Here is a 16,366-nt window from a genome sequence, read left to right on the forward strand (position 1 = left end):
ACGCGCAGGAAGTAGGCGCCGCTCGCCGCCGGGCGCCCGTCCTCGCCGCGCCCGTCCCAGCCCAGCACGTGCAGCCCGGCCGCCAGATCCTCGCCGCGGGCGAGCGAACGCACGAGACGGCCGCGCGCGTCGTGCACGGTCACGTCCAAACGCTCCGCGCGGGCCGTGGTGAACGACAGGTTGAGCTGGGGGTTGAAGGGATTCGGCCAGGCCCGCAGGCCGGCGACGAGCCGCGGCGACGCGTCCGCGCCGTCCTCGACGCCGGTGGTCCAGCCCAGGAATCCGGTGCCGCCGGATTCGGCGTAGCGCGCCGCGAATTCCTGCAGGTAGAGGTTGGCGACGGCGTAGTCGTGGATCACCAGCGTGTTCTCGTCGTTGACGCTCTCGGCGCTGTAGCTCCAGTTGTGGCTGCCGGTCAGGACCAGGCTGTCGAAGGGCCCGCCGTCCTTGTCGGGCAGGGAGGTCATCGGACTGCCGGGCGTGTCGATCAGCAGATACTTGTGATGCAGCAGCACGCTGGTCGAAAGCGCCGTGTCGAGCCAGACGTCCGCGGGCGGCGACCAGGGATCCGGCGCGCAGGCGTCGCCGTGCATGCGCCAGTACTCGCTCCCGCTCGCGCAGTCGCCCTGGTCCTGCTCGAAGACACCGGCCAGTCCCAGGTCGGGAACGGCGGCGCGCCGGGCGCGCATGGCGTCGGAGATGTCGTCGTGGGTGAAGGCCAGCATGGCGAAGTAGACGTTCTGCTCCGCCGACTGCACGGCCTCGACCACGCGCTGGGTCACCGCGTCGGTGGGGCTCATGTACTGCTCGACGCGGATGCCGTTGATGGTGAACTCGTGTGGCGTGTCGTCCAGCTTGGCGTCGCCCATGCGCGCAGCGGCGGCGCTGGCCGTCTGCGTGTCGCTGCCCCACATCTCGTTGAACTCGATGGTGTAGGCCTGGGCCAGACCGTAGTCGCGGATCGCGACGGCGTTGTTCAGGTCGCCGTCGCCCGACACGCTCATGTTGGCGCTGCCGGTCCAGGTCCAGTCGTCGTACTTGTCGGCGTCGCGACCGTCGACCACCACGAACTTGTTGTGCATGGCGCCGCTGGCGTGGTTGCCGCCGAAGCCGCTGGTGATGTAGGGGATGCCCGCCGCCGCGCACACGTCCGCGTCGTAGGTCGAGTTGTCCTGGTCGATGATGATGCGCACCAGGCAGCCGCGGTTGTGGGCGGCGATCAGGGCGTCGCGCACGTTGTCCAGGCTGAAGCTGTAGAGGCAGGCGTCCACGGACGCTTCGGCGTCGTCGACAAGGTCCACCAGGCGCGAGGACAGGGACTCGTTGTCGTTCACGAACGAGAGGCCGTCGTAGGACATGCCGTGGTCGGCCGAGCCCTTCATGTAGACGTGGATCTCGCCGGGCGTGTCGCTCGGGGTCGCCAGGAGCTGGTCGGGACCGTAGGAGACGCCCTGTTCGTTGGCGGACTTGGCGCGGAAGTGGTAGACCGTGTTGGGCGTCAGGCCTGTCAGCTGGACGATGTGGAACGTGATCGCGATATCAGGGTAGCCGGCGGTCTGCCCGTAGCCGGCGTCAGGACCGTACTCGACCTCGCTGCTGCCGTCGTCCTGGGTGATGAACACCACGTAGGCCGAGGTGGTCGTGATGTTCATGAGGGTGGCCTTGCCGAGCACGATGGGGCCCGCTCCCGCGGGAATCACGTCGCTCGAGTAGCGGGGCATGACCTCGTAGCCGGACGTGTAGGGGCTGCTGGTGTCGTACTGCTTGATCACGCCGATCACCGAGAAGTCGGCGCCGGGGTCCGGACTCCCGTTCACGTCGGTGTCCTGGTCGATGTAGAGCAGGCAGGAGCCGCCCCCGTCGCTGATCGTCAACACCGTGTTGCCGCCGGGCGCGGTGGGCCAGGTGCCGCCGGCGACGTTCAGGCCATCCAGGCGCACCAGGCGGCTCTCGTCGGGGTCCCAGTAGCTCGGCGTCATGGCCCCCGCCACCTCGGCGCAGGTCATGAGCTGGGGGTCCGGCGGCGATGCGGCCGGACCGTGGTTCGTGATGGTCGTGTAGCTCGTATCGGTCCCCAGCTCGGTCAGCCCGTTGTAGAAGGCCACGCGCGAGGTGACGGTCACGCTGTCGTCCAGGGCCAGGTTCCAGCTTGACGCGCCCCCCGAGACGAAGACGTTGATTCCGCCGGTCTCGTCCTGCACGAAGACCTCCAGGCTCCAGCCGTTCAGGAGGTACGTGGGCACCGTGACCACGCCGCTCACCGTCACCGTCTGGTCGAGCAGGGCCGGCGTGCCGTTGGCGTAGTTCTGGTGCAGGTCGGAAATGGGGATCGCCGCGGCCGCGGCGGGCAGGGCGAGGCAGAGGAGCGAGACCGTCAGGGTGCGCACGGGAGACCTCCGGTGAGCGAGATTCGGCGGGGGGCTCATGAGTATACACCGCCGCCGGCGGTGTGATCAACGCTCGGCGGCGGGGCCGGGCGGCCGTACCGAGGCGCCGCCGCCGTCCTCGTGCACGGTGAGGACGGGGCAGCGGGCGGTGCGCATGACCTTCTCGGCGACCGACCCGAACAGGAACCGGCGCCAGCCGGACTCGCCGTGCGTGGCGATGATCACGAGATCGGCGCCGAAATCCTCGGCGTGGGCGGCGATCTCTTCGCCCGGCTTGCCGCGGGCGAGGTGGATCGACACCTCGAGTTCGCGCGATGACAGCTCCGCGCCCAGGGCCCGCAGGGATTCCTCGGCCTGCTTCAGTATCAGGTCCTGGTAGCCGGCCACGTCGAATGCGCTCGAAGGCGCGCCCATGTCGATGGTCGGGCCGTGTATCGTGACCGGTTCGACGCAGTGCATGATCCGCAGTTCCGCGCCGAACTGCACCGCGAGCGAGCGGGCGAGTTCGATCGCCTTGCGCGACGGTTCGCTGAAATCGGTGGGACAGAGAATGCGACGGAACATGACCATACTCCCTCCTCGGCTTTCCGCGGCGGAATCACCGGTCGGATGATCGCGGGCGGTGAACCGCCGCCACATACATTAGTCGACCAGGGAAGGCGAATCGTCAACCTGTTGTCGGGGCCGGCGGTCATCGGCGCCTATTGCAACGGACCGGATCTCCTGGTATGCACTCGTCGAAACGAACTCGAGCCCGGTCATGCGAGAAACCGCGGGAGGATTGACATGGCGAACGAGGGTTACCACGAGCCGGTCACGGAACTGTCCGCCGAGACGCGGGACATGCACCGCGCGATCGTCTCCCTGATGGAGGAGCTGGAAGCCGTCGACTGGTACAACCAGCGCGTCGACGCCTGCAGCGACAGCGAGCTGGGCGCGATCCTCGCCCACAACCGGGACGAGGAGAAGGAGCACGCGTCCATGATCCTGGAGTGGATCCGCCGCCGGGACCCGGCCTTCGACAGGGAGCTGCGCGACTACGTCTTCACGGACAAGCCGATCGCGCACGGCTAGGCGGGTCGGCGTGCCGCGCCGAAGCGTCGCAGTTGCGGCACCATCAACGCCAGCGTGAGCGCCACGGCCGCCAGGTCGGCCACGGGGAACGAGATCCAGATCCCGTTCAGCCCCCACGGCCGCGGCAGGATCAGCAGCAGCGGCAGCAGGAAGATGAACTGCCGCGACAGGCTGAGCACCAGCGCGGGCAGGGCGCGGCCGATGGCCTGGAACAGGGTCGCGCCGACCATCTGAATGCCCACCAGGGGGAAGGTCAGCACGACGACCCGCACGGCGCCGACGCCGATCGCCAGCAGCTCGCGGTCGCGGCTGAAGATCCCCAGGATCGTCGTCGGGAAGGCGAGCATCAGCGCCGCGCCGGCCGTCGCGATCGCGGTGGACGAGGCGAGCGCCAGCCTCACCGCGCGCCGCGCCTTGTCGAAACGCCCGGCCCCGTGGTTGAAGCCCACGATCGGCTGCAGCCCCTGGGCCAGGCCGATCAGCGGGGTGATCATGAAGATCAGCAGGCGATTGATCACGCCGAAGGCGGCGATGGCCATGTCGCCGCCGTGGATCGCGAGGGTGTGGTTCATGACCACCGCCAGCACGCTGGACGCCGCCATACGCACGAAGGACGAGGAGCCGATGGCGACGATCTCCCCCATCATCCCGCGCAGGGGGCGCCAGTGCCGCAGCGCGAGCGACAGCGGCGTGCGGCCCGAGCGGAAGTAGCCGAACACGTACAGCGCCGCCAGCACCTTGGCGATCACGGTGGCCCAGGCCGCGCCCGCCAGTCCCCAACCCAGACCGAAGATGAACACCGGGTCCAGGGCGATGTTCACCACGGCCCCGATGAGCATGCTGATCATTGCGACGCGCGCCTGTCCCTCGGCGCGGATGACGTTGTTGCTGGCCATGGCGAAAGCGTGCAGCAGCGTGCCGGCGAGCAGGATCTCCATGTACTCGCGGGCATGGGGGAGGATGGTGTCGGTGGCGCCGAAGAGCCGCAGCAGTTCATCGAGCCGGAGATAACCGACCGCCGTGATCAGGACGGAGAGCACCGTCACCGCGAAGAGCATGTTGCCCAGCGCAACCTGCGCCCGCTCCGGGCGGCCCGCCCCCAGGCTGCGCGAGATGACCGACGCCGCGCCCACGCCCAGCATCTGGCCGATGGACATCACCAGGATCTGGATGGGGAACGCCACGGCGATGCCGGCGATGGCCAGCGCGCCCACGCCGCGGCCCACGAAGATCGTGTCCACCACGTTGTAGAGTCCCATCACCGCCATGCCGACCATGGCCGGCACCGACAGGCGCGCCAGCAGGCGGCCGAGATGGTCGTCGGAGAGGAGGTGGTCGCGGGGATTGCCGTCGGTCATGGTGCTCCCGTCCGGAAGTGGTCCCCGGAATATGCGTGTCGTTCGGCCCGCAACCGGACAAGGTCCCGGGGCGGCGGCGTAATCGCTTCGCTTTGCGGTGGGCTCGCCCTATCATTCTGCCATGGAAGACATGGAACGGCAACGCAGCGGCGTGATCTACGGCCTGGCCGCCTTCGGCGCATGGGGCCTGCTGCCGCTGTACTTCAAGGCCGTCGGGTCGGTGCCGCCGCTGGAGGTGCTGGCCCACCGCGTCGTCTGGTCTCTGGTGCTGTTGCTGATCCTGACGGCGGCGCGCGGGCGCCTGCGCGAGTTCCGACGGCTGCTGCGCGATGCGCGCACCCAGCTCACGCTCGTCTGCACGACCGGTCTGATCGCCGTCAACTGGGCCTCTTCATCTGGGCGATCGCCAACGCGCGCCTGCTCGAGGCCAGCCTCGGCTACTTCATCAATCCCCTGTTCAGCGTACTGCTCGGCTTCGTCTTCCTGCGCGAGCGCCTGCGGCCGCTGCAGACGGCGGCGGTGATCCTGGCGACGATCAGCATCGTCTGGCTCACGACCAGCTACGGTCGCCCGCCCTGGATCTCCCTGGTCCTGGCCGTCAGCTTCGGGTTCTACGGCCTGCTGCGCAAGCGGGTCGACGCCACCGGCGTGCAGGGTCTCACGGCCGAGACCCTCATGCTCTCGCCGGTGGCGGTCGCCTGGATGATCTGGCGCCAGGACAGGGGCGAGCTGCATTTCCTGCACGCGGGCGGCGGCATCGACATGCTGCTGGTCTCAGCCGGCGTCGTCACGGCCCTGCCCCTGGTCTGGTTCGCCGAGAGTGCGCGGCGCCTGCGGCTGGCGACGATCGGGTTCATGCAGTATCTGGCGCCCACCGGACAGTTCCTGCTGGCGGTGCTCGCCTTCGGCGAGCCCTTCACGCGCACCCACGCCGTGGGTTTCGGCCTGATCTGGATCGCGCTGGCGCTCTACACGTACGACACGCTGCACGGCATGCGAAGAGCCGCGCCGGCTTCGACGGGGAGGACCCGCACCTGACGCGTCGGTCTCACGCGAAGCCCCCCGGAGATCCTCCGGGGGGCCTGTCCTGTCGGGCGGTCGGGCCGGCTTCTACCGGTATATGCTCTTGACCGCGGTCCAGGTGATCGTTTCGTCGGCGACGGGCTCCAGGTCGATTGTCATGGTGTTGTTGGTCTCGTCGACCTCGGGGACCAGGTTGTACGGATCTACGACCACGGTCAGGGTCGCCTGGCCCGCGTACGGGATCCACTGCACGTAGGGCGTGATGGTGTACTTGCAGCCGCAAAAGTAGAAGAGCGCAGAGCGCTGGCAGTTGCCCGCGTAGTAGGCGGTGAAGCTGACGATGTCCAGGCACTCTCCCTGGCCGCAATTGGGATACAGGTAGTTCCAGCAGGTGTGATGGTTCTGGACGTACTGGACGCCGTCCTCGAGCAGTTCGACCATTATGGGTCCGTAGTAGATGGCGACCTGCAGCAGATGGTTGGCGAGATTGCCGTGGTTGGCCAGCCCGATGTGGGGCGCGGCCTGGTAGCCGTTTCCGACGATCTCCACGACAACGTCATCCACGCTCAAATCCAGATCCTGTCCCTGAGCCGGCACGACGGCCAGCGTGCAGAGCGCAAGACCCACGATTGTCAGCGTTTGCCAGTTCTTTGACCTCTTCATCGCGATACCTCCCTTTCGTCCCTCTTTTGTTAAGCTCGCGTGTCGCTTCGTTGCCTATCTGACCATTGGATGCGCATGGACTGTTTGGCCGACACCTAGATCTTACGTGAAAATCATTGCATATTTTCAGTTAATTGAAATGTCCGCATTCATTTTGATGCTTCATGGGGACAATCGATTGATACGCAGCAAGTTGATGATGTCGCATCAATTGGCGGGCGTCGAGGGATTTTCGCGGACAAACGGCTCCGGGGACCCCCGGATCGGATCAGTATTGGGCTGGCGATAAGCGCCGACCGAATATATCCTGGATTGGCGTGATCTTATTCGATGGACGAGGACTCAGTAAAAGGACGTGATCATGACCTTCGCATTGCCCGATCTGCCGTACGCCCGGAGCGCGCTGGAGCCCCACATCTCCGCCGAGACGCTGGAGTATCATTACGGCAAGCACCACGCCGCCTACGTGGCCAATCTCAACAAGCTGGTTCCCGGCACCGAATTCGAGGACAAGTCGCTCGATGAGATCGTCAAGACGGCCCCGCCCGGCGGCATCTTCAACAACGCGGCCCAGGTCTGGAACCACAGCTTCTACTGGCGCTGCATGAGCCCAGACGGCGGCGGCGCGCCCGGCGGCGCGCTGGCGGACGCCGTCAACGCGGCTTTCGGCTCCTTTGCCAAGTTCAAGGAGACGTTCTCCACCTCCGCGGCCACCAACTTCGGGTCCGGCTGGACCTGGCTGGTGAAGAACGCCGACGGCGGCCTGGAGATCCTCAACACCAGCAACGCCGGCTCGGCCCTGACCAGCGGCCTGACGCCGCTGCTGGTCATCGACGTCTGGGAGCACGCCTACTACGTTGACACGCGCAACGCGCGCCCAAAGTACGTCGAGAACTGGTGGAACCTGGTGAACTGGGACTTCGCGACCAGGAACTTCGCCGGCTAGACGCAGGCGCGGCATCGCGGGACATCGCCGGGAAAGCTCCGTTCGGAGCTTTCCCCTTCTTATTATCATACCAGGATCAGGCGTTGGCGAGAGCGGCGGCGACCAGGGCCAGGGCCAGCGGCAGGAAGATGGAAATGGCGGCGCGCATCACGATTTTATGGCTCATGTCGGGCTTTCTGGTCGGATCTGGAGCGGGATCGGATCAAGCAAAGATATGAAGGTTCGTGTCCAGGTCAAGATTTGACCGGCCTCGTGAATTCGAGGGTCGCGTACCAACCCCACCAGCGCAGGGGTGGGATCATCTTGAACAGGACGTCGTCCAGTCCGTCCATGACGCGCAGGAAGGGCTCGAAGACGCGCGGCCACTTCACCAGCGGGATGGCCAGGAGCGAGCACATGTGGAAGCAGCGGACCTCCACGCCGTCGAAGTGGCGCTCGAGCACTTTCACGTCGGCGCGCACGAGCGGGTGTTCGTCCGCGGTGCGCATCCGGGGCGTGACCCTGCGGAAGAGGTTGAGGGCGGGGTTGTGGCCCAGGGGCTCGGAGAAGACGGCCACGCCCCCGGGCTTGAGCACGCGGGCCAGCTCGCGCCCGGCCACGTCGAGATCCAGGTGGTGCAGGATGGCCAGCCCGGTGACCAGATCGAAGCTGTCGTCGGGAAAGTCCATCTTCTCGGCGTCCATGGCGTGGAACTCGGTGTTCTCGGCGCCGGCCCTGGCGGCGGCCTCGCGGGCCACCTCGATCGAGCGGGGTGAGATGTCGATGCCGACGACCCGGGCGGCGCCGGCGTCGGCCAGTTCCAGGGAGTGATGGCCGGCCCCGCAGCCGTAGTCCAGTACCCGGGCGCCGGGGCAGCGCGAGATCTCCGCGCGGCGATAGTCGTTCTTGCTGCGGCGGCTGATGGCGTAGTATTTCCAGAGCGGCGCGCGGACCAGGGTTTCGGTGTATTCGTCGAAATACTCGGCTTCCTTGCGCTTGATGTCATCGGACATGTAACCGCCGTCCCCGCTGGAGGTTGCTCGCGATCCGGAATCTCGGTCCGGGCCGGGAGTATACAATCGCTTCTTCCCTGGCACATCCATAATACTCGGCTATCACGCCGGCCACCTTGATCCGCGGCCCCCCGGCCATTAGCATGATGCGGTCGCCGCTCGAGAATCGTCAGGAGAATTCGATGAAAACGTATCTCGTCCTGGTCGCCGCAGTTCTGCTCGCCGTGCCCGTCACGGCCGCGGAGGATTTCGAGGCGATCGGCACGAACTATTTCTTCGAGCAGTACATGGCGCCCGACGCCCGCAGCGAGGGCCTCGGCGCGGCCTTCACCGCCGTGGCCGAGGGACCCGCCGGCCTCTACTGGAACCCGGCCACCCAGCTCGAGGGGCGCACCGCGGCCGTCGGCTATCACGCGGCGGACCAGCTCCTGGACGACTTGAAGTTCACCACCCTGAGCGCCGCCGTGGAGGTGGGTTACCTGCGCCTGGGAGGGTGGCAGAGCGAGCTGTCTCGGGACGACCTCTTTGTGCGCACGGCTTATCTCCCGGATGGTGCTTTCGTTACCGACTTCAAGTCCCGCGTGCGCGCCGGCGGCATCGCCCTGGACGTGGGCCGGTTGATGTTCGGCGAGGAGACCACACTCCTCGCCAGCGTTGGCGTCAACTTCAAGAAATTCAAGACCAGCTGGGACGGCGAGACCAGCGCGCAGGCCACCGACAAGGATCTGGGTGTGATCGTGGGCACGCGCCATTTCCTGGGCGACAGCGACGACGTCCACCGGGGCTGGGTGGGCTGGCGTCTGGGCGGCGCCCTGGCCAACACCGGCGAGGCAGAGATCGAGTTTTCCGGTGCAACGGGCGGTTCGAAAACGCCCAGCACCCGCCTTCGACAGTACGGCCGTGTGGGGCTGGCCATCGAGGGACGCCACGGCTGGCACTGCCGGCTCGGCCACCCCCTGAGCTGGCTGATCGCCGCCGACTGGCAGAAGTCAAAGCTCGCGGACGGCTGGTCGGACGAGACCTTCTCGCGCTACGGCGTCGAGGTGACGCTGCTGGGTCTGGCGTCCGGCCGGATCGGCCGGGCCGATGCGAGTGACGCGACTTGCGTCGACGGCACCACCTACGGCGGCGGACTGACCTTTGCGCCGCCGGGAAGCCGCTTCGGGTTCCGCGGCGACTACGCCAGCGTGCCGTATGCACCGCCCGCGTCCGAGGCGCCGACCCTCAACGGTGCGCAGCGCCTGGCGCGCTACAGCGCCGCCGTCTGGCTGGATTTCTAGCCCGGTGGCAATCCGCCCGCCGTTGTGGTATGATCCCAGGGCAAGGCCCGGTCTTCTCTCGCCGGGGCCTGCCGCCGCCACCCCGACCACATGAACCCCACATCTCCTCAGGAGGCCGTGTGATGCTGCGATCCGTACGCACTCTGTTCCTGGTGGGAGCGCTGCTGGTCCTCGCGGTGGCGCTGCACGGGTGTTCCGAGACCACGGCGCCCGTCGGCGAAGGTTCGGATCTGGGGCGCATCGGCGCCGAGGGCGCCTTCGATCCCGCTTCCGGCACCTTCGTGCTCAAGACCCTTCAGCTGCCCCCTCCCTGGGACGGTCCTCCGATCCGGGTCCAACTCATCGGTTCGAACCTGACGATCGACGCCGCCGGCGAGATGATCGCCCTCGACGTGGCCATCCGCAGCCAGCACCCCCATCCGCTGTACGCGCCCGCCGTCGTCTGGGTGGAGGGCTTCGTGCCGCCGTCCGTGTCGATCACCAACGCCGACTACATGCTGATGCCGCCCGCGCCGTCGCAGCCCGACACCTTCGCCTACTTCGAGCGCTTCGGCTTCGACTACTCGGGGTTGCTGGGCGACGACGGCGTCCTGGAACACGGGGAGACCTCCGGGTCGAAGACCTGGATCTTCCACGATCCAGGCCTGGTCTCGTTCTCCTTCCAGGGCCGGGCCGAGTTCGGCACGGCGCCCGACCTGCCGCGCATCGCCGGCGTATGTTTCGTGGACGAGAACCTCAGCGGCTACCGCGATCCCGGCGAGCCGCCCCTGCAGGGCGCCATCGTGACAGCCCGCCTGCCCGGCGGCGACGTGATGGACGTCATGCCGGGCCCAGACGGCCACTACGCGTTGCCGGTCGAGGCGGCCGGACTGTACGAACTGCGCTGCGACATCGCTTTCGGGTTGCCGCCGCTGCCGCCCTGGACCACGCCGAACCCGCGCGAAGTGCTGCTCACCCCCGGCCCCGACGGAATGCCCAACAGCTTCCTGGAGGCCCATTTCGGCATCGGCGTCTGGGGTCCGCCGCCGGTTGCGCCGCCCATCGTGTTCACCGACCTCCCGCCCGGCGAACTGCACTTCGGGCACTGGATGTTGTTCGGCGCCGAGGTGGTGGAGCGGCACCGCCTGCTGATGCACGTGGGCTACTCGGGCTGCCAGCCCGACCATCCGTTCACCCTCTACGCCAGCGGCGGCTTCATGGAGCCGCTGCCGCCCCAGATCAACGTGGTGCTGGTGCACGAGATCGAGGAGGACTGCGACGCGTGGTTCGAGTCCACGCTGACCTTCGACCTGTACCCGCTCTGGGAGAGCTATCTGGACACCTACGGTCCCGGGATGCTGCTGATGAACCTGATCGGCATCGACGGCGCGGCGCACCAGCTCGCGTTCCCCGTCTTTCCGGAGGACTAGCCGCCGCTCGGAGTCAACCGCGCGAACGAGCCCCGCTTCATCAGAGGCGGGGCTCGGCATTGTCCGCGGGGGCGGGTTGCCGGTAGCGCTCGCGCAGCACCGCCGCGTGGTGCAGCTCGTGCCCGGCGACCTCCTTCACGCCCCACTTGTCCGGCGCGTAGCGGCGAAGCGCGCCCTCCGCGCCGAAACCGGCGACCAGGGCGGCGGTCTCCTCCACGCTCCGGGCGAGCCTGTCCGGGATGTCGCCGTCGGGGACGAGGTCGATGTAGCGGCCGATGTAGGGCGCGTACGCGGCCGGGGCGGGGCGGGGCATGTCGGTCACGGCAACCTCAGGCGAAGAAGAGGTAGGTGACGAGGATCGCCGCCAGGACGCCCGCCGCGTCGGCGGCCAGACCGCAGGCCAGCGCGTGGCGCGTGCGCCGGATGCCGACACTGCCGAAGTACACCGCCAGCACGTAGAAGGTCGTCTCGGTGCTGCCCTGCACCACGCTGGCCACGCGGCCGGCGAAGGAGTCCGCGCCGTGGGTCTGCATGGTCTCGATCAGCAGGCCGCGCGCCCCGCTGCCCGACAGGGGCTTCATCAGGGCCGTGGGCAGCCCGTCGACCCAGCGCGTGTCCAGGCCCAGGCCGTCGGCCGCGGCGCGCACGCCGTCGAGCAGCAGGTCCAGGGCGCCGCTGGCGCGGAAAACGCCGATGGCCACCAGCATGGCCACCAGATAGGGGATGATGCCGACGGCCACCCCGAACCCCTCCTTGGCGCCGTCGACGAAGACCTCGTAGACGGGCACCTTGCGCCGGACGGCCGCCCACACGAACGCCACGATCACCAGGAATATCAGCGTGTTCGCCAGCAGCGCCGACTGGGTCTGCACCTGGTCGCGGTCCAGCTGCGCGAAGTAGGCCACCAGCCCGGCCACCACCGCCGTCATGACGCCCAGATAGCCCAGGATCACCGGGTCGTGCAGCCGCCGGCGCTGCACCAGCCCGGTCACCAGCAGGCCGGTCAGCGTGCTGCAGAAGGTGGCGATGAGGATCGGCAGGAAGACGTCGGTGGGGTCGGCGGCGCCCATCTGTGCGCGGTAGGTGAAGATGGTCACGGGCAGGATCGTCACGGCCGAGGTGTTGATCACCAGGAACAGGATCTGGTCGTCGCTGGCCGTGTCGTCGCTGGCGTTCAGCGACTGCAGCTCGCGCATGGCGTTCAGACCCAGGGGCGTGGCGGCGTTGTCCAGGCCGAGCATGTTGGCGGCCATGTTCATGGTGATGGCGCCCTCGGCCGCGTGTCCCGCCGGCACCGACGGGAAGAGGCGGCGCAACAGCGGGCCGAAGAGGCGCGCCAACAGCTCGACCGCGCCGCCCCGCTCGCCCAGGCGCATGAAGCCGAGCCAGAGGCACATGACCCCCGTCAGGCCCAGGGCGATCTCGAAGGCGGTTCCGGCCAGCTCGAACGTCGCACCCACCATGTCCGCGAAGACGCCGGTGTTGCCCAGGAACAGGGCCTGAACGAGGGCGGCCAGCAGGGCGGCGAAGAAGAAGCCGGCCCATATCTTGTTCAGCATGCGTCCTCCCGGTTGCCGTCGAGTCTAGCGGCGGGGTTCGGCACTGTCATGGTCTATGTTGAGATGTGCGCCGAACTGTGGGATGCTCGGACCGGAGGTTCCGCCGATGAACGACGTTTTCCGTACCCTGCTCCAGCCCAATCCGGCGGGGCACCTGCCCCTGGTCGACACCACGGCCTGGCTCCACCCCACCGCCCAGCTCATCGGCAAGGTGCGCGTGGGCGCCGACGTGATGATCTGCGCCAACGCCGTGCTTCGCGCCGACGAGACGACCGAGGACGGACGTGTCGCGCCGGTGGAGATCGGGCCGGGCAGCAACGTCCAGGAGGGCGCGATCGTGCACGCCCTGGCCGGCACGCCGGTGGTGGTGGGCCAGGGCGTCAGTCTCGCCCACGGCTGCGTGGTGCACGGGCCCTGTCTGGTGTCCGACGGCTGCTTCGTGGGCTTCCGCGCCGTGGTCTTCCACGCCAACCTGGGCGAGGGGGTCATGGTGTCGGCCGGCGCCGTGGTGCAGGGCGTGGACCTGCCGGCCGGGGTGCACGTGCCGCCGGGCGCGGCCGTGACCACCGAGGAGGAGGTGGCGGTCCTGCGCCGGGTCACGCCCGAGGAACGGGCCCTGCTGGACGCCATCGCGGCGGAGAACCAGGAACTGCTGACGGGCTACCGGCGTGTATTCGCAGGAGGCTAGGGGACCATGAGATCCATACTCGACATCTTCGGCTGGCTGGCGGTGCTGGGTGGCGTCGTGTTGACCGTGCGCGCCCTGCTGCTCAACACCCATCTGCGATCGGACGAGCAGACGCCGGCGCGGCGACCGACCGTCGGCCTGACGTCGGAAGGTAAGCGCACGCTCTTGCGGGGCATCCTGCTGCTGATCCTCGGCCACATCCTCAAGGACGTCCTGCCCAGCTTCGTCGATCAGCTGCCGGGGGCGTGACCGGTGGAATGTCTCTGGCACGGTTCCCTGGCCAAGATGCGCGTCGTGCACGACGATCCCGTCTCCTACTTCCTGCGCGACGGCCGGCACGAACCCGGTGAGCGCACCGAGGACCTTCCCCTCAACGCGCTGCTCGGCCGCTCGGTCGAGCTGCGCTTCGACGGTGAGATCCGTTGCGTCGCCTGCGGCCGCGCCCTCAAGAAGACAGTCGGCCAGGGGTTCTGCTTCCCCTGTTCGCAGACGCGCGCCGACGCCGACATCTGCATGGTCAAACCCGAACTCTGCCACTATTTCGAGTCCGACAACCCCTGCCGCGAGGACGGCTTCGCGCAGGCCAAATGCTTCCAGCCGCACGTGCTGTACGTCTCGCTCACCTCGGGCCTCAAGGTCGGCGTCACCCGCCGGGTCAACGTGCCCTCGCGCTGGATCGACCAGGGCGCGGTGCGCGCGGTCCCGCTGGCGGAGATGCCCAGCCGCCGCGAGGTGGGACTCGTCGAGCACGACCTGTCGCGGCGCTTCGACGACCGCACCCACTGGATGCGCATGCTCAAGGAGGAGCATCCCGAGGGGGATCTGGCGGACATGGCCGAGCGGGTGCTGGACGAGCTGGAGGTGATGGGCGTGCCGGAACTGCCCGAGGAGAAGCGCGTCGAGCACGTCTTCCGCTATCCCGTGCTGCTCTACCCGCGGAAGGTCGAGAGCTTCAACCTGGACAAGATGCCGGTCGCGGGCGGCGTCCTGCAGGGAATCAAGGGGCAGTACCTGATCTTCGATGCCGGCGCGATCAACGTGCGCAAGTTCACCGGCTACCGCGTCGCCGTGCACGGGGAGACGCCATGAGATGGGCGAGGACCAGCGCCTCGTCCGCGGGGACCTGGCTGGGGCCGGCGGCCGCGGTCCTGCTGCTGGCGCTGGTCGATCTGGACCCGCAGCGGGCGTCGGTGACGGCCATGGCGGCGATCGCGGCGTGGATGGCCGTGTGGTGGATGACCGAGGCGGTGCCGCTGGCAATCACGGCGCTGCTGCCGGTGGCCCTGTACCCCCTGCTGGGCATCATGTCGAGCAAGGCCATCGCGCCGTTCTACTTCAACAGCATCATCTTCCTCTTTCTGGGCGGCTTCATGGTGGCGCTGGCCATGGAGCGCTGGAGCCTGCACCGGCGCATCGCCCTGCGCATCATCACGGCGGTCGGCGGCGGGCCCAACCGGATCGTGCTCGGCTTCATGAGCGCCGCCGCGTTCCTGTCCATGTGGATCAGCAACACCGCGACGGCCATGATGATGGCCCCCATCGCCCTGGCCGTGATCAAGGGCCTCGGCGAGGAGGGCGATGCGGGCGAGAGGCGCCGCTTCGCCGCGGCCCTGCTGCTGGGCACCGCCTACGGCTGCTCGGTGGGGGGGCTGGCTACCCTGATCGGCACGCCGCCCAATCCGCTGCTGGTCAGCAACCTGCAGCTGCTCTTTCCCGACGCGCCGGAAATCTCCTTCGCCGGCTGGATGGTGATCGGCCTGCCCGTGTCCGCAGTGATGCTGGCCGTGGTGTGGATGCTGCTCTCCGCCATGTTCGGCCTGCGCCGCCTGGCGGGGCTCATCGATCACGGCGTTTTCGCGGCGGAGCGTGTGCAGCTCGGGCCGCCCAGCTTCGAGGAGAAGGTGGTCTTCGCCGACTTCGCCCTGTTGGCGCTGCTGTGGCTGACCCGCACGGGCCTGCGCCTGGGCGAGGTGTCGCTGCCGGGCTGGTCGTCGCTGCTGCCCGACGGCGCCCTGGTCGATGACGGCACCGTGGCCATCGTGATGGCGCTACTGCTGTTCATCGTCCCCAGCCGCGCCCGGCCCGGCGTGCGCCTGATGGACTGGCGCGCCGCCCGCAGGCTGCCCTGGGCCATCGTGCTGCTCTTCGGCGGTGGCTTCGCCCTGGCCAAGGGATTCGTGGACGCGGGCCTGTCCGAATGGCTCGGCGAGCGCATGACCGGCCTGTCGAGCCTGCCGCCCGTGCTGATGGTCCTGGCCGTCTGCCTGATCATGACGTTCCTGACCGAACTGACCAGCAACACGGCCACCACGCAGATGGCGCTGCCGGTGGTGGCGAGCGTGGCGGTGGCGATCCACGTCAACCCCCTGCTGCTGATGGTGCCGGCCACCCTGTCGGCGTCCTGCGCCTTCATGCTGCCGGTGGCCACGCCGCCCAACGCCATCATCTTCGGCACGGAGATGATCGGGATCAGGGAGATGGCGCGCGCCGGCGTGGTGCTGAACCTCGTCGGGGCCCTGATCATAACGGCGGCGATCTATCTGCTCGGCGCGGCCGCGTTCGGAGGGGACATGGGCGCGACGCCCGTCTGGGCGGAGCAGGCGGCGGGCGCGTTGCGATGAGCGAGATGGAGATCGATGGCGTCCTGGACCTGCACATGTTCCGCCCGGAGGATGTGAAGGAGTTGGTGCGCGACTATCTTGACCTCTGTTTGGAACGCGGGATCCTCGACGTGCGCATCATCCACGGCAAGGGCATCGGCGTGCAGCGCGAGACGGTGCGCGCCGTGCTGGCGAAGCATCCGGCCGTGGAGAGCTACGGCCACCCGGGCGACGCGGGTTCCTGGGGAGCGACAGTGGTGCGCCTGCGTGCAGGGGAAGACGGTGGGTAAGTACAAGAAACGACAGCCGGGCAGCAGCGGGCGCAGCAAGGGTATCGGGCGCTCGATCCGCCACGAGACTGGCGAAGCGCCGCGCGGCGGCCGCTCG

16 protein-coding genes and 1 pseudogene are annotated in these 16,366 nt (G+C 68.2%); 10 read left to right on the top strand and 7 right to left on the bottom strand.

Translation table 11 applies throughout. From position 1 onward, the window contains the following. On the bottom strand, positions 1 to 2,387 hold a 2,387-nt coding region (locus KJ554_03280; GenBank protein ID MBU0741361.1), incomplete at its 3' end, for a hypothetical protein. A 66-nt stretch (positions 2,388 to 2,453) separates the two neighbouring features. Further along, complete coding sequence (locus KJ554_03285) at positions 2,454 to 2,951, bottom strand: universal stress protein (GenBank protein MBU0741362.1); 498 nt, start codon at positions 2,949 to 2,951, stop codon at positions 2,454 to 2,456. A gap of 222 nt (positions 2,952 to 3,173) precedes the next feature. Between KJ554_03285 and KJ554_03290 the strand changes: the two genes are divergently transcribed. Further along, entirely contained in the window at positions 3,174 to 3,461 is a 288-nt protein-coding gene (locus KJ554_03290) for a ferritin-like domain-containing protein (protein MBU0741363.1), read from the top strand. Here the strand turns inward: KJ554_03290 and KJ554_03295 are convergent. Next, the gene (locus tag KJ554_03295) at positions 3,458 to 4,819 is read right to left on the bottom strand and encodes an MATE family efflux transporter (protein ID MBU0741364.1); all 1,362 of its coding nucleotides are present in this window, start codon (positions 4,817 to 4,819) and stop codon (positions 3,458 to 3,460) included. The two genes, KJ554_03290 and KJ554_03295, sit on opposite strands and share 4 nt — an antisense overlap. 130 nt (positions 4,820 to 4,949) lie before the next feature. Between KJ554_03295 and rarD the strand changes: the two are divergent. Beyond that, positions 4,950 to 5,857: pseudogene (gene rarD, locus KJ554_03300) on the top strand (EamA family transporter RarD). A gap of 72 nt (positions 5,858 to 5,929) precedes the next feature. Here the strand turns inward: rarD and KJ554_03305 are convergent. Next, on the bottom strand, positions 5,930 to 6,505 hold the full coding sequence (locus KJ554_03305) for a hypothetical protein (GenBank protein MBU0741365.1): 576 nt from the start codon (positions 6,503 to 6,505) through the stop codon (positions 5,930 to 5,932). A 361-nt stretch (positions 6,506 to 6,866) separates the two neighbouring features. On the opposite strand from KJ554_03305, the gene KJ554_03310 reads away from it, so the two are divergent. After that, on the top strand, positions 6,867 to 7,451 hold the full coding sequence (locus KJ554_03310; GenBank protein ID MBU0741366.1) for a superoxide dismutase [Fe]: 585 nt from the start codon (positions 6,867 to 6,869) through the stop codon (positions 7,449 to 7,451). Between the two features lie 233 nt (positions 7,452 to 7,684). Here the strand turns inward: KJ554_03310 and KJ554_03315 are convergent, their stop codons facing one another. Continuing rightward, positions 7,685 to 8,443: a class I SAM-dependent methyltransferase gene (locus KJ554_03315; GenBank protein MBU0741367.1), complete on the bottom strand. Its 759-nt coding sequence runs from the start codon at positions 8,441 to 8,443 to the stop codon at positions 7,685 to 7,687. A 182-nt stretch (positions 8,444 to 8,625) separates the two neighbouring features. Here KJ554_03315 and KJ554_03320 point away from each other — a divergent pair, with 182 nt between their 5' ends. Together KJ554_03320 and KJ554_03325 are read left to right on the top strand one after the other, a co-directional pair. Then, a complete protein-coding gene (locus tag KJ554_03320; GenBank protein ID MBU0741368.1) occupies positions 8,626 to 9,723 on the top strand; it encodes a hypothetical protein in 1,098 nt (365 codons plus the stop codon). A 122-nt stretch (positions 9,724 to 9,845) separates the two neighbouring features. After that, complete coding sequence (locus KJ554_03325) at positions 9,846 to 11,132, top strand: hypothetical protein (GenBank protein ID MBU0741369.1); 1,287 nt, start codon at positions 9,846 to 9,848, stop codon at positions 11,130 to 11,132. Positions 11,133 to 11,172: 40 nt separating this feature from the next. Here KJ554_03325 and KJ554_03330 read toward each other — a convergent pair whose 3' ends face one another. Both KJ554_03330 and KJ554_03335 read right to left on the bottom strand, forming a co-directional pair. Continuing rightward, positions 11,173 to 11,454 (bottom strand): hypothetical protein, encoded by a 282-nt coding sequence (locus KJ554_03330; GenBank protein MBU0741370.1) that lies wholly within the window; start codon positions 11,452 to 11,454, stop codon positions 11,173 to 11,175. A 7-nt stretch (positions 11,455 to 11,461) separates the two neighbouring features. Further along, a complete protein-coding gene (locus KJ554_03335; GenBank protein MBU0741371.1) occupies positions 11,462 to 12,691 on the bottom strand; it encodes a spore maturation protein in 1,230 nt (409 codons plus the stop codon). Positions 12,692 to 12,797: 106 nt separating this feature from the next. Here KJ554_03335 and KJ554_03340 point away from each other — a divergent pair, with 106 nt between their 5' ends. The 5 genes from KJ554_03340 to KJ554_03360 are packed head-to-tail and all read left to right on the top strand — an operon-like array spanning position 12,798 to position 16,269. Next, the gene (locus KJ554_03340; GenBank protein ID MBU0741372.1) at positions 12,798 to 13,379 is read left to right on the top strand and encodes a carbonate dehydratase; all 582 of its coding nucleotides are present in this window, start codon (positions 12,798 to 12,800) and stop codon (positions 13,377 to 13,379) included. A 6-nt stretch (positions 13,380 to 13,385) separates the two neighbouring features. After that, positions 13,386 to 13,628, top strand: coding sequence for a hypothetical protein (locus tag KJ554_03345; protein ID MBU0741373.1), 243 nt, complete (start codon positions 13,386 to 13,388; stop codon positions 13,626 to 13,628). Positions 13,629 to 13,664: 36 nt separating this feature from the next. Beyond that, on the top strand, positions 13,665 to 14,468 hold the full coding sequence (locus tag KJ554_03350) for a DUF2797 domain-containing protein (GenBank protein MBU0741374.1): 804 nt from the start codon (positions 13,665 to 13,667) through the stop codon (positions 14,466 to 14,468). Beyond that, positions 14,465 to 16,000, top strand: coding sequence for an SLC13 family permease (locus KJ554_03355; protein ID MBU0741375.1), 1,536 nt, complete (start codon positions 14,465 to 14,467; stop codon positions 15,998 to 16,000). The genes KJ554_03350 and KJ554_03355 overlap by 4 nt, the downstream gene beginning before the upstream one ends. Next, positions 15,997 to 16,269 (top strand): Smr/MutS family protein, encoded by a 273-nt coding sequence (locus KJ554_03360; GenBank protein MBU0741376.1) that lies wholly within the window; start codon positions 15,997 to 15,999, stop codon positions 16,267 to 16,269. Before KJ554_03355 ends, KJ554_03360 begins: the two co-directional genes overlap by 4 nt. Positions 16,270 to 16,366: the final 97 nt, after the last annotated feature.

It is taken from the genome of bacterium (genome assembly GCA_018814885.1).
In the GTDB taxonomy this organism is placed as follows: domain Bacteria; phylum Krumholzibacteriota; class Krumholzibacteriia; order LZORAL124-64-63; family LZORAL124-64-63; genus JAHIYU01.

What these genes read in the sequence shown, in the direction of transcription:
- KJ554_03285 (MBU0741362.1), bottom strand. Translation starts at nt 2,951, where the DNA reads ATGTTCCGTCGCATTCTCTGTCCCACCGATTTCAGCGAACCGTCGCGC.
- KJ554_03290 (MBU0741363.1), top strand. Translation starts at nt 3,174, where the DNA reads ATGGCGAACGAGGGTTACCACGAGCCGGTCACGGAACTGTCCGCCGAG.
- KJ554_03295 (MBU0741364.1), bottom strand. Translation starts at nt 4,819, where the DNA reads ATGACCGACGGCAATCCCCGCGACCACCTCCTCTCCGACGACCATCTC.
- KJ554_03305 (MBU0741365.1), bottom strand. Translation starts at nt 6,505, where the DNA reads ATGAAGAGGTCAAAGAACTGGCAAACGCTGACAATCGTGGGTCTTGCG.
- KJ554_03310 (MBU0741366.1), top strand. Translation starts at nt 6,867, where the DNA reads ATGACCTTCGCATTGCCCGATCTGCCGTACGCCCGGAGCGCGCTGGAG.
- KJ554_03315 (MBU0741367.1), bottom strand. Translation starts at nt 8,443, where the DNA reads ATGTCCGATGACATCAAGCGCAAGGAAGCCGAGTATTTCGACGAATAC.
- KJ554_03320 (MBU0741368.1), top strand. Translation starts at nt 8,626, where the DNA reads ATGAAAACGTATCTCGTCCTGGTCGCCGCAGTTCTGCTCGCCGTGCCC.
- KJ554_03325 (MBU0741369.1), top strand. Translation starts at nt 9,846, where the DNA reads ATGCTGCGATCCGTACGCACTCTGTTCCTGGTGGGAGCGCTGCTGGTC.
- KJ554_03335 (MBU0741371.1), bottom strand. Translation starts at nt 12,691, where the DNA reads ATGCTGAACAAGATATGGGCCGGCTTCTTCTTCGCCGCCCTGCTGGCC.
- KJ554_03340 (MBU0741372.1), top strand. Translation starts at nt 12,798, where the DNA reads ATGAACGACGTTTTCCGTACCCTGCTCCAGCCCAATCCGGCGGGGCAC.
- KJ554_03345 (MBU0741373.1), top strand. Translation starts at nt 13,386, where the DNA reads ATGAGATCCATACTCGACATCTTCGGCTGGCTGGCGGTGCTGGGTGGC.
- KJ554_03350 (MBU0741374.1), top strand. Translation starts at nt 13,665, where the DNA reads ATGCGCGTCGTGCACGACGATCCCGTCTCCTACTTCCTGCGCGACGGC.
- KJ554_03355 (MBU0741375.1), top strand. Translation starts at nt 14,465, where the DNA reads ATGAGATGGGCGAGGACCAGCGCCTCGTCCGCGGGGACCTGGCTGGGG.
- KJ554_03360 (MBU0741376.1), top strand. Translation starts at nt 15,997, where the DNA reads ATGAGCGAGATGGAGATCGATGGCGTCCTGGACCTGCACATGTTCCGC.